This is a genomic window from Corynebacterium sp. PCR 32, from assembly GCF_037464985.1.
Classification (GTDB): domain Bacteria; phylum Actinomycetota; class Actinomycetes; order Mycobacteriales; family Mycobacteriaceae; genus Corynebacterium; species Corynebacterium kroppenstedtii_D.
Window position 1 is genome coordinate 121,349 of the sequence record NZ_JBAHVL010000004.1, and the last position, 12,786, is coordinate 134,134.

At 58.0% G+C, this 12,786-nt stretch carries 10 protein-coding genes; 7 read left to right on the plus strand and 3 right to left on the minus strand.

Annotation, left to right across the window (positions count from 1 at the left end; all coding sequences use genetic code 11):
- The first annotated feature begins 29 nt into the window (after positions 1-29).
- On the plus strand, positions 30-1,355 hold the full coding sequence (locus V5S80_RS06755) for an amidase family protein (protein ID WP_395169998.1): 1,326 nt from the start codon (positions 30-32) through the stop codon (positions 1,353-1,355).
- Between the two features lie 84 nt (positions 1,356-1,439).
- Here the strand turns inward: V5S80_RS06755 and V5S80_RS06760 are convergent, their stop codons facing one another.
- The 3 genes from V5S80_RS06760 to V5S80_RS06770 all read right to left on the minus strand — a co-directional run bounded on the left by V5S80_RS06760 (position 1,440) and on the right by V5S80_RS06770 (position 6,622).
- Positions 1,440-2,159, minus strand: a complete 720-nt coding sequence (locus V5S80_RS06760; RefSeq protein WP_395169999.1) for an ABC transporter ATP-binding protein — start codon at positions 2,157-2,159, stop codon at positions 1,440-1,442.
- Positions 2,160-2,169: 10 nt separating this feature from the next.
- Positions 2,170-3,540 (minus strand): ABC transporter permease, encoded by a 1,371-nt coding sequence (locus V5S80_RS06765; RefSeq protein WP_395170000.1) that lies wholly within the window; start codon positions 3,538-3,540, stop codon positions 2,170-2,172.
- A 304-nt stretch (positions 3,541-3,844) separates the two neighbouring features.
- The gene (locus V5S80_RS06770) at positions 3,845-6,622 is read right to left on the minus strand and encodes a glycosyl hydrolase 2 galactose-binding domain-containing protein (protein WP_395170001.1); all 2,778 of its coding nucleotides are present in this window, start codon (positions 6,620-6,622) and stop codon (positions 3,845-3,847) included.
- Positions 6,623-6,751: 129 nt separating this feature from the next.
- Between V5S80_RS06770 and V5S80_RS06775 the strand changes: the two genes are divergently transcribed.
- Genes V5S80_RS06775 through V5S80_RS06800 form a run of 6 tightly spaced genes read left to right on the plus strand, consistent with a single transcriptional unit; the run spans position 6,752 to position 12,782 of the window.
- The gene (locus V5S80_RS06775; protein ID WP_395170002.1) at positions 6,752-7,804 is read left to right on the plus strand and encodes a FecCD family ABC transporter permease; all 1,053 of its coding nucleotides are present in this window, start codon (positions 6,752-6,754) and stop codon (positions 7,802-7,804) included.
- The gene (locus tag V5S80_RS06780; protein ID WP_395170003.1) at positions 7,801-8,634 is read left to right on the plus strand and encodes an ABC transporter ATP-binding protein; all 834 of its coding nucleotides are present in this window, start codon (positions 7,801-7,803) and stop codon (positions 8,632-8,634) included. The genes V5S80_RS06775 and V5S80_RS06780 overlap by 4 nt, the downstream gene beginning before the upstream one ends.
- Positions 8,631-9,650 (plus strand): ABC transporter substrate-binding protein, encoded by a 1,020-nt coding sequence (locus tag V5S80_RS06785; RefSeq protein ID WP_395170004.1) that lies wholly within the window; start codon positions 8,631-8,633, stop codon positions 9,648-9,650. The genes V5S80_RS06780 and V5S80_RS06785 overlap by 4 nt, the downstream gene beginning before the upstream one ends.
- A 3-nt stretch (positions 9,651-9,653) precedes the next feature.
- Complete coding sequence (locus V5S80_RS06790; protein WP_395170005.1) at positions 9,654-10,484, plus strand: Rossmann-like domain-containing protein; 831 nt, start codon at positions 9,654-9,656, stop codon at positions 10,482-10,484.
- Complete coding sequence (locus V5S80_RS06795; RefSeq protein WP_395170006.1) at positions 10,481-11,797, plus strand: MFS transporter; 1,317 nt, start codon at positions 10,481-10,483, stop codon at positions 11,795-11,797. Before V5S80_RS06790 ends, V5S80_RS06795 begins: the two co-directional genes overlap by 4 nt.
- Positions 11,790-12,782 carry a hypothetical protein gene (locus tag V5S80_RS06800; RefSeq protein ID WP_395170007.1) on the plus strand — a complete coding sequence of 331 codons (993 nt, stop codon included), beginning with the start codon at positions 11,790-11,792 and terminating at the stop codon, positions 12,780-12,782. Before V5S80_RS06795 ends, V5S80_RS06800 begins: the two co-directional genes overlap by 8 nt.
- Positions 12,783-12,786 lie beyond the last annotated feature (4 nt).

Below are 12,786 nucleotides of genomic sequence, written 5' to 3' on the forward strand. Positions count from 1 at the left end.
ATCGCATGTTGGGTGTTAGTAGATAGAAAATGACTATTGATATAACTCAGTTAGATGCCGTGGCATGGCGCGAGGCTGCACATCAACACTCTGCACGTGCCCTTATCGACACAGCACTGGAGCGGATATACCGTCGGAACCCGCTATGTAATGCCTTTACCGTGATTCTGGCAGAACAAGCCCGTGCTGAGGCAGACCGACTTGATAGTGACACATCGAACCCTGGACCACTCTTTGGTGTTCCGGTAGCAATTAAAGAAGAAGTAGACGTCGCAGGGTGTGTCACCACGTTCGGGACAATGGCTAATCAGACCCCGAAAACTGCTGATTCAGACATTGTTGCTCGACTGCGTGCTGCTGGAGCAATAATTATTGGGAAAACCGCCATGCCTGCCTTCGGTGCGTTCCCTTTCACAGAATCTGACGCGACCGGGGTAACGCGGAATCCTCATAACCCGCTCTATACCCCAGGCGGATCCTCAGGGGGGTCAGCTGTGGCGGTAGCAGATGGGATGGTCCCTGTTGCTATTGGCGGTGATGGTGGCGGTTCTATTCGAATTCCCGCAGCCCATTGTGGGTTGGTTGGCCTGAAGCCACGTCGAGGCGTTATTCCTACGGCCCCATACAAAGACCTTTGGTGTGAGCTGGGGACAGCCGGCGCACTCACTCGAACTGTTCGTGACACACAACTCATGTTCACTGTCATCTCTGATGAACGCATCGAGACCAACCGGACACCAGCCACATGGAAGATCGCGGTCGACTACACCCCTCAAAGCCTATTGACGCCGCTGTCATCCGAACACCGCACAGCCGTTGAATCCATGGAGAAGCGACTTCGTGACGCCGGGCATGATGTGGAGCGTGTTCACCTTCGAGCTAAAGACCCAACACTGCTGTTTATGATTCAATTTTTGGCGGGAATCCGGCATGAAATTGAGGGGCTTGACAATCCTGACAGGATTGAAGCGAGGCATAAACGAACCCGAGCTCTAGGGTTTTGGGTTACTCCGCGGGTAGAGAAATGGGCGCGTGAAGCCTCACATCGATATGGCGACGAACTAGAGAAATATTTTGACCGCTATGATGTGATCCTGACGCCGACGGTGGCTAGCGGCCCGTCCAAGGCTGGCCGCTTGATGAGAATGGGTACTGTAGCAGCTCAGATCGCTAGCCTCCCCTCCGTGGCATATACCGCTAAGTGGAACGTATCGGGGCATCCTGCGATTCATGTTCCCGTCAGTAGAAATGCACAAGGCCTACCACGAGGAGTGCAATTCATTGCTTCACAACGCTCCACCGAACGGGGTGAGCGTGTCCTCGTGGAACTCGCCACAGAGGTGATGGAGCGTTGAGCTGATCTCACGACGGTGGATCACAGCGTGGGGGTAGGGTAGCCGGGTGCTCGCGGGATACGTGTGTTCCCGGCGGTCTACGCACTATTTCTTGCCCAGGGCGAGGAATAGTTCCTCGGTGGTTGGGCACTTGATGTTCTTCACCAGGACGCCGTCCGAGAGGACGATGGCCCGGTCTGCCTTGGCCGCCACCTCGAGATCGTGGGTCACCATGACGACTGCGGTACCGTGACGGCCCACATTAGCCAGCTCATCCATTACGAGGGCACTCGATGCGGAATCCAGGGCTCCTGTTGGTTCGTCGGCAAACAGGATTCGAGGTTTGACCGCAAGAGCCCGGATAATAGCCACACGTTGACGCTGACCACCAGAGAGCTGTGCTGGGTAATAATTCTTCCTTTTACCTAGCCCAAACTTGTCAAATAACTCATTGATCTCGTTCTTTGGCAGCTTCTTGGAGACAAACCGCAACCCAAGCTGAACATTTTCTAATGCTGTCATCGAGTCGACAAGGTTGTAATCCTGGAAAATGAAGCTCCCATTTTTACGACGAACCTCACTTCGAGTGTTTGTCGACGCTGTGACAAGGTCAACGCCACACAACATGCTCTGCCCGGAATCCGCGTGCTCCAACCCTGAAATACAGTAGAGGAATGTCGATTTTCCTGAGCCCGAGGGTCCAACAATGGAAACGAACTCGTGTGGGCGTACAGAAAAGTCGATCCCTTTAAGGACGAGTTCTTTTTCCTTCCGATTAATAGGAAATGCTTTCGTGAGATCACGCGTAATAATAATGTTTTCCACTGTATTTTCCTTAGCGAACGATAGCAGTCATGGTGAGTTTCCGTGATTCCCTCACAGTGGGCAGGATGATAGATACCCCCAGAAGAGAGAAACCAGCGGCGAGCAACCAGTAGGTCTCATTTCCTATCCACACGGGGCTCGCACCTGGTACCGGACCATGGTTGAGCGCACATCCCATCGCGACGGCATTGACCCCCAGAATCATCGTCGCGATAAGCACCGCGGATACGAGATAAATGACGCACTCAAAAAACGCTGACCACCGAATTGCGGAAGTGGTGGCGCCCAGTGTTTGCAGAAGAGCGACATCATGGCGACGCCACTCATTAGTGAGATAGACGGCGATGACCCCTGAAAATGCAGAAATAATGACAGGTGCGCCGAAAATCAGGATAATTTGGCTCGATGGACTAACTTGCAGGTCAGCCTCACTGGCACCTGAGGCGACCATGACGTTCCTCATTTGATTGACCATCCCGAAAATACAACCGACAGATGATGCGGCCACCACCAGTGGTGTAATCACTGAGGTCGACAGGGTAGAGCGCCGCCGTGCCGATGTTTTAGCCAGTACCCAACTATCAAGGGCGTTCAACGGAATGATAGCCCCAACAACGCGGACGATCGGGGTGATAACAACGCGATCCGACACACCGTAGGCAACAAGTAACCCGAGGGCAGTACCCCAATACGCCGACAGGAGACCACCCAACGTTTCCATATTGTCGGGCGGCGACGTTGCCCCGATGGCAACATAACCGGCCGCGATACCAGAAATGATGAGTACGGAGAATATAAGGCGCACAATTCCCCGGGATGGTGCGCGCTCGGGAAGATCCATGACAGCTTCCACAGGCTCAATTTTCTTCAACTGTCGTGTGCCCATAAGTAATGACACGAGGAGGACGACACATGCTGATGCTGGGCCGAATATCCAAGCCCACACGGTAAGTGGTTCTGAGAAGCCCGGAAGCGTCAACAAACCCGTCCGCTTGACGGCAGCACCAAACGTTGGCCATGTCACGAACGCTATGAGCCCACCCGCGGCAGCGCCAGCAACGGCACTGAACGTCGCAATTCCGATGTAGCGTGCGCGGGCGCCGCGTGGTGATGCCCCGACGACCTGCCACAGCGCAATACGTCGTGCATCCCGGCGAATCGCCACCTTCACCACGGACGGAAGACACATCAGGACAGACATGCAAGTCAAGGCAATTTGCATACCGCCCAGGGAAGAAAATTGCTCCCCAGCATCCGTTTCAGACGCCCTTGCCCCGACGATCGTCATGCCAAGGGACAGTGTGAGCAACCACGACGCAACTAACGTCAGCACCGATACCGAAATGGATACAGGTTTTAGATCCCGAATCTCTTTAAACACAACGTATCCTCACCCTTCGACGCTCCTTCGCACCCATACACCCCTACGGCCACCTGGGGAAACACACTAGATCCACTACTGGGCACCCCCACCTCACCAGACACACAGGGGAAAACGTATGACTAGTAGGCACGCCCCACCAGCGCGGCTGAGGGGCACAATCAGAATAATGATTCCACACGAGACGATGAGGTGTGCTCTGATCTCCTCCGTCAAACAGCACGGTATGTTGCCCCCCTAAACGGGTGCCACGAACCGTAGTGATAAAGGGAACATGCAGCGAGCTGGCAGCACCAGCCCGGCACTATTCTGCTGGCCCAAGGATCAAGGAATTGATACGGAACTCCGTATCACTCGGCGGCTCACCCACACCAACCACAGTGACACTCAAATCATCGCCGGGGAGAATGTCGAACCAATTGTCGCTCACCGCGATATCCAGCTCCCGGCCCGGTACACACACATGCGCTGCGTAGGCAGGTTCTTCCGAGCGCACACACACTGTGCGCGTCCACTGCCAATTCCGATGGCCAGCAATATACTCAGCCCCCGACTCCGGTATATCAGTGGCCTCCACCGACACAATCTCTGGCGTACCGGTGAATCCCAACTCCTTGGCATGAGCGAATAACACACGCGGTGAGCCCCACGCCCCGGAAGCATTCTCCACGGTGACCCGCCCGATAACCTCATGAGGACTTATCGACGCGAACGTGCCCACTTTCTTGCTGGCACCCGCACCGATTGCGATGTCGACACGAACCTCATCCCGCACGGACCCCGAGGCCACCTCCAAAAGTCGTGCCCGGATGGTCCCCGTGAACGTCACGGGGGACGAGTTCGTCACCCAGACCTCCGCAGGAACACCATCACGCCCACCGGCAATACTCACCAAAACAGGCTGGAGAACACGGCGTGCGGCGAACGCAGCAGCCTTCGGAACACCATCATAATCAATCAGTGACCACGAAATACCCGGCCACGGCTCATTGAACTGCCACAACAGAGCACCGGAACAGTTCGGCTGTTGGCGTCGGTAATGGGAAGTACCGTAGGCGACAGCCTCCGCTTGCAACATCGCGAATGCCACAGCCCACGATTCGATCGTGACCGTTGGGCCAAACTCTAATTCGATGAGCCCTGCCCCCTTATCTTTCGGGGTATCCTTAATCCGTTGGCGCAACTGACGACTCCCCAGCTCCACAGGGCCGTCTGACCAGCGTCGGAGAGTCGCCAGCTCCGGAGCACCACAGAAGCCATATTCACTGATAAACGACCCGGTATCATGGTCGTAGCGCCAGAAATGAGCAGCCTCAGTCTGCGTTGCGTATGCCTCCTGTCCTCCTGCCCCAAAATCGCCACCATGCCACCCCTCCCACGCATGACGATCACCATCACGGACACCATTGATCCCTGCGGGATCATTCTCACCCCACGGGCTCGACGGGCGATACGGAATCTCCGGAGCCAGCTCGTGGACGATCTGAGGAATAATGTCGTCGAAGAACCGACGTCCCCACCCGTCACCATCCAGGGATTTCCAAATAGCCTGATGCACAGCCTGAACCTCATTATTACCCGCAAAACACACTAACGACGGGTGACGGCGCAGCCGCATTACTGCCTCGCGAACCTCCCGATGGATCTCTGCGCGGAGAGAATCATCGTCATCCGGATATTCAATGCTGGCGAAAGGGAAATCCTGAATTACAAGAATCCCCAGCTCATCGCAGCGATTCATGAACTCCTCGGAGCCATAGAGGCCACCTCCCCAGATACGAATCATGGTGTGCCCCATTGATCTAGCTTGGTCAACGAGGCGTGTTTCCGTACCCTCCGGCTCCGACCCAACCAACATATCGGGCGGAACGAGACACGAACCACGAGCGAAAACAGGTCGTCCATTGACGATGAAACGCATACGACGTCCACCACCATCGGAGCGCTTGCCCTGATCGATCTCTACGGTTCGAATAGCGACGCGACGGGTCGTCGTCTCCGCGGGATCACCGCTGATAATTGGTGTTGCACGCAGCTTGAGGAAATCCTGCCGTCCCTCACCGATAGGCCACCACACCGGTACGTTTTCTACGGTCACGTCGGCGGTGGCAGCACCATCGACAACAGTCGCAGTGCCGGTGGCTAGTGGTTCATCAGGAATCCCAAGGAGCTCCCAATGCACCTGTTTGGCAGGGCATCCCTCGGACACTACGACGCGGATCTGAACGTGCGCGATGGTACGGGAGAATCCATCGGACACGGCCGCGTCAATACTGGGACTGACAGGATTTGATTTCTCCGTCATGTCAGGCTGTGTGGATCGGGTCCAGCCCATTGCCCCACCTGCGTCTGTGCGCTTGGAGAATGTGAGCGTCTGGGTAGCCAGGTCAAGGTGTTCGATTCCTGGTTTTGTTACGGTCACAGGTCCGCTTACACCGACCGACGTTACCTCTGGGGCGAAATCCCACCCCCACGATAACGTTGCTTTTCTGCGTCGGGTCGCCGCCAAATTCATAGTGGGCGCACCCAACGGTGTGTCCTCAGGGTTACGTGGTTTGTCCTCGTTACTCTCGCTATTTTCACCGGTGGAGCGGGCATCGGCGAAGAACGCAGACATCTGTGCTCGCGTCGAAGCAGGCACCGACGGTTCCGTCAACCCTCTCAGAGGCGGATCAAGTCGAACAAGAACCTCATGATCGCCTGCCTGATCCTTACTGATGACAAACCGCAAAGGCACAAACTGATTGGCATGTCGGGCTACCTCGTGGCCATCGAAAAAGATGGTGGCCACCGTGTCTAATCGTGCGAATGTGACAACATCACCAGCCGCCACTGTCGCGACACCGCGATACCACCAGGTTCGGTCGCGTACCCACGCCTGTTCATGTTCTGCAAGGCCCTGATAAGGGTGACGGATCCGCCCCGCCTCCACAAGAAGCTCCTGAATCGTTGATGACGCACGCCCTGGGAGCCAGGTTGCGTCTTTCGCAGGGGCATCCGCGTCTGGGTCCGTGTCTGTGATTTCTGTGAGAGTAAGGGAGCTACCGGTGCGTGTGGGGGTGGGTGGGCATGATCGGTTCATATTCACCACGGTAGAGGCTTGGTGGTACGGCGGCCAGGGTGCTGCCCAGAGGGGAGGTAGAGGGTGATGAGAACGGGCGCTGCTGAAAAGCAATTGCACTAACAATTGAAAATGGTTACTGTTAGCCGAATGAAGTCAGGTCGTACACCGACCCGCACACGGGGGATAACGGTGCTCTTAAGCGTGCTCCTGCTCGCATCCATCCTGCTCGCCACCACCATCGGCGCAGCACACATCACCATCGCGGACTCCGCCCACTACCTCTGGGCAGCCGCCACCGGCAGCACCCTCGACCACGCCTCCTTCACCGACTACACCGTCGTCACCACCATACGACTCCCACGCGCCATACTCGCAGCACTCGTAGGCGCAGGACTAAGCGTCCTAGGCATCGCCGCACAAACCATGGTCCGCAACCCCCTAGCAGACCCATTCATCCTCGGCATCTCATCCGGAGCATCCATCGGCGCCGCCGCCGTCATCACACTAGGACTTTTCGCCAACTGGGGAATCTACGGCCTATCCTTCGCCGCATTCTGCTCCGCCCTCCTCGCCTCCGCCGTCGTCTACTCCCTCGCATGGAGCCCCACAGGCCTCAACCCCACACGGCTCATCCTCATCGGCGTCGTCATCTCATTCGGATTCCAAGGAATAACCAGCGCCATCGTATTCTTCGAACCCCGAGGCGACGCAGCCCGCACCATCATGTTCTGGCTCCTCGGCAGCTTCGGCGGCGCCACATGGTCACAACTACCACTAGCAACCACCGCCGTTATCGCCTCCATCATCACCATGTGGTGGCTAAGCACAACACTCGACGTCCTCTCCGCCGGCGACGCCAGCGCACTCAGCATGGGCATCAACCCAAAAAACATGCGCCGCATCCTCTTCATCATCATCGCAATCGGCACAGGCACACTCGTCGCAATATCCGGCACCGTCGGCTTCGTCGGCCTCGTCGTACCCCACATCGTCCGCATGCTCTGCGGCCCCACCCACCGCACACTCGTCCTCCTCGCACCACTCATCGGCGCGATATTAATGGTGTGGGTCGACATCATCTCCCGCAGCCTCGTCCCCCCACGCGAACTCCCCATCGGCATCGTCACCGCCCTCATCGGCGTACCACTCTTCATCGTCATCATCCGCTCCACCGACCACACCCACGGAGGCACCCGATGACCCCCACAACCCCCACCAACGACCTCCACCCCGCAGCCGTATCCGTCAAAGACCTCCACATCCGACGCGGCCACAACCACATCATCCGCGGACTCACCTTCGACGCCCAACCAGGCACCTTCGTCGCCATCGTCGGACCCAACGGATGCGGAAAAACAACCGCACTATCCGCCATCTACCGCGCAACCACCGCCACCTCCGGCACCATCACCATCGACGACATCGACATCACCCAAATACCACTGCGCGAATCCGCACGCTGGATCGCCGCACTACCACAAAACGAACACCACGAACTCAACTTCACCGCCCGCGACATCGTCAGCTTCAGCCGACGCGCCAACCCCACCCCCCACGACGACGCCCTCATCGACGACGCCCTCCACACCACAGGTGTCGCCCACCTCGCCGAACAACCCATCCTGGGCGTCTCCGGCGGCGAATACCAGCGAATCCTCCTCGCCCGAGCCCTCGCACAACACACACCCGTGCTCGTCCTCGACGAACCCACCAACCACCTCGACCTGCACCACCAGGTACGCCTCACCAACCTACTCACACGCCTGACCCGCCACCGCACCATCATCGCAGCAATCCACGACCTCAACATCGCCCTCCACGCCGACCACGTCGTCGTCCTCGACAACGGCCGTCTACACGCAGCAGGACCACCCGAAGAAACACTCACCCCAGACCTCATCAACGACGTCTTCGGCGTCGACGCTTGCACCATCACACACCCACAAACAGGCACAACAACACTACTTTTCCACGACCCCGACGACACCCAGACAACACCACCCCAACCCAGAAAGGACACCCCACGATGACCCCCCACCTGACAAAACCACGCGCTACCGCCATAACAGCCGCACTCCTCACCGCCAGCCTCACCACAGCACTCACCGCCTGCGGTGCGACAATCGACACCGCCACAGACAAAGAAAAAATCACCGTACGTAACTGCGGCATCGAACACACATACCTTCGCCCAGAACGACCCGTAGCATACGACGCCTCCGCCATTGAAAAAATGTTCGCCCTCGGCCTCGCAGACACCATGCGTGGCATCGTCCTCCCCAAGACCATCACCAGCATCAAAGAAAAATCCCCCTACCGGGACAGCTACAACAAAGTCGACACCATCAGCGACTCCGTACTCAGCCAAGAAACCCTCGTCAACGCCAAAGCAGACTGGATCTCAGCCGGATGGCAAGCAGGATTCAGCCACGAACGTGGAATCACCCCAGACTCACTCCACACACTAGGAATCAACAGCTACATGCAGGAAGAAACCTGCTACAACTACGGCAACAACGCCAAGAACCCCAGCGCCTCCCAACCCATCGAAGCAATGTACCAAGACCTACGAAACCTCGGGACCATCTTCAACGTCGACAACCGCGCCACAACCCTCATCGACAACCTGAAAAAACGCGAAAAAACACTCAAAGAGAAGAACCACAAACACCACACCAAAAAACCCAAGGTCTTCATCTACGACTCCGGAACCGACCAACCCTACACAGCCGGCAAACGAACATCCCTCAACTCCGTAGTCGATCTTGCCGGCGGCACCTCCGTCACAGCTAATGTTGACAGCCTCTTTACCAGCGTCGGCTGGGAACCTATTGTGGCCTCCCAACCAGAGGCAGTGATCGTCGTCGACTACAACAAACAACCGGTCAACGACAAGATCACCTACCTCAAGACACAATCTCCAATCAAAGACTCCCCGGCAATCACGAACAACAACATCTACGTCATCGACTACGCCGAGGCCATCAGCTCCCCACGCAACCTCGACGCGGCAGAAAAACTTCAACGTTTCCTAGAAGAGGTGTAAAAAATGACAACCTATTCCTCAACCTACGATCGCGCGACATGCGTGGACGACCTATGCGCAATAGTCGAATCCACAGGTAGTGATGTTATTGCCCGCAGCGTGTTCTACCTCGAACACGGCACACGGCTAGGAGCAGACCATGACGATCCGGTGTACCGCAACCGCTACGTCGTGGTACGCATTGGCACCAGCTTCGGCGCATGCTCATGCGAAGCCGGACGAATAGGCCCCCACGTAGCCGACTTTTCCGGTCTCAGCGCCGCAGAGATCCTCCGAACTGCCCCAGCAGAAGTCCGGATGGCCGTCATCGACGCAGTCCTCGCTGATCAACGCCCCCATCGCGACGATCCCCACGGCACCGTCATCACCCTGCCCACCGGCACCCCACTGGAGCGCGCAGTAGCGAGGGATGACGCCATCATCGACCTACTCGATCCCCCCGCCGGCGCCACAGTTGCCCTCATCGGCGTCGTCACCCCACTCGTTGACGCCATCATCGCACGAGGCGCCACCCCACTACTCTGCGACCGCAACATGGACACGTGCCTAGGACTCCCCGTAGCCCATGACGCCACCGACGTCCTCACCGACGCCGACATCGTGCTCTCCACAGGAATGACCGTCAGCGACGGCAGCTTCGACCAGATCCGAACCCATTGCCTAGAACACACCATTCCACTGTATTTCTACGCACAATCAGGCTCCGCCATCATCCGCCACTTCCTCGGAGACGGAGTTGCCGGCCTAACCGCTGAGCATTTTCCCTTCTCCCAATTCAGCGCTGATGCCTCGCCCCTCTACGTCTACTCATCGTCACGGAGTGAGAACCAATGAGCACAACAGGAGGACCCACCACCACCCGTACCACAGATTTCTCAATGGTACGGACAACATGGCCACTCCTTCTCGCAGCCGCGCTAGGCCTCGTCCCATTCACCATCTTCAGCAACTTCCTTGTCGACATCGCCGCCGACGCCCACGGACACTCGTCAACAATCGGCAGTTTCCGCGGATTAGGCGGCATCGCGGCAGTCATCGTCGGCGTCCTGTGTGCCCCACTCATCGACGCCATACCCCGCCAGCGCCTCATTAACCTAGCCCTAGCCACCCTTGGCCTCGGGTGCGCACTATCCGTGGTCAGCCACACATCGACATGGATCGCATTCTGCCTCATCATCGGCGCTGGCACCGCCGTCCTCAACCCAGCGATCTCGGCCCAAGCCAGCGACACCTTCCACAACGACGCCGAAGCCGGCCGCGCAGCAACCTTGGTCAGTTCGACAATGACACTCACAGCAATGCTGGCCGCCCCAATTCTGGCAGGTCCCGCGCTGATCTGGGGGTGGCAGGGCAACATGATCGTGGTGGCCATCACATGCCTGCTCACAGTCGCCATCATCTCCCGTCGACGGGCACACCAGACCAGTATCACTGCACACACAGAACGACAAGACACAACCCACACAACACACAACACCACCGATAGCGCCCCACCCGCAGACATACGAGGCAACACCACAAACTACCTCGCCTCGTTCACCCTCGCGGCCCGAACACCCGCAGCCCTTCCACTGCTGGGAGTATCGATGCTGCGTACCGCCGCATTCATGGGGCAGCTCGCCTTTGTCGCAGTGTTCTATCACGACCACTTCGGACTATCCTCCGAAGTTTTCACCTGGGTATGGAGCCTCTCCGGCCTGTCATTCTTCCTGGGAAACTGGTTCGGCGGCAAAGCCCTTAAACCCATCGAATCCCCAGGTGCCATGGCACTCGTCATGACGATCGCGAGCCTATCGGGAACAGGCGCCGTCTACTACCTCTTCCATGCACCACACCTAATTATTGCCCTAGCCTGCACATCCCTCGTCGCGATATCTCACGCGGTGATTGCAGCCTGCGTCACCACGATCCTCGTCCGCCAATCCCACCACCGAGGCACCATATTGTCCCTCAACGGCGTCGGACAAAGCATCGGTGTCTGTGTAGGAGCATCACTAGCGGGCATTGGACTACAGACCGCCAGCTGGCATGGCGCTGGCCTATCACTGGGGATAACCACACTGGTAGCTGCCATTCTCAGCATGCTCGCTGGCCTCCACCTGCGACACCACACCACCAGCAACGAACCAGGTGACCACCATGCGTGAAGGGCATGGCACATGCCGCGGCCACCACGGTGAACTTCTCCAAGGCGTCTTCACCTGGACGCCATCATCATCGAGCCGTCGTGACCACGAATCACAGTGGCATGGTCTCGTCACCCTGCCCATGAACTCCCGGCACACCCGGGCGCGGTTCGTCCCCGACCCACCTCACACCGGCAGGGCACCCACCTCGACGACCCCACGCGGGCACCGGCTACGGGGGGAGACTCGTCGAACCAAAGCACGACGGGCCGCCGAACTCGCCCTTGACTACCTGGCCACCACCCATGGACTACACCTCACCGGTGAACTCACCATCACATCCACACTTCCCTCCGGATGGGGAATGGGCTCATCCACCGCCGACGTCGTCGCCACCATCCGCGCAGTCACCGATAGTGCACACGTCACCCTACCGACCCACCACCTAGCCCGACTAGCCGTGGCCGCCGAAGGTGCCAGCGACCCCACCATGAACAACGACACACAGGGAACAAGCCTCTTCGCCCAGCGGAAAGGGATCATCTTCCACCGGTGGAACTACACCTTGCCCCCGCTCGTGGTCGTCGGATGTCGCTGCGGGGAACCTGTCGACACGGAAGAACTGCACGCTCGTAGCAACCAGTATTCGTCAACAACCATCGGCGAGTTCGATGCCCTACGAGACACATTCGGCGAGGCTCTCGCCGCCCGTGACGCCGCCGGGATTGGGAAAGTAGCCACCCGCAGCGCCCTGTTAAACCAAGAACGCCTCCACAAACCAGAGCTCGATCTCCTCCTGGACATCTGTGGTGACTGTCGCGCCGTGGGAGTGCAAGTTGCCCACAGCGGATCCATAGCCGGAATCTTATTCGACGCCAGCGCCACCGCATCGGGCCCGCAAACTGGCACCGCGTGGTCGGCCCTTCACGCACAGGTTTGCGACTGCTGTGCAGCACTCACATCCCTCAACCTTCCCTTGACCATCGTTGAACGTGTACGAGGCTAACACC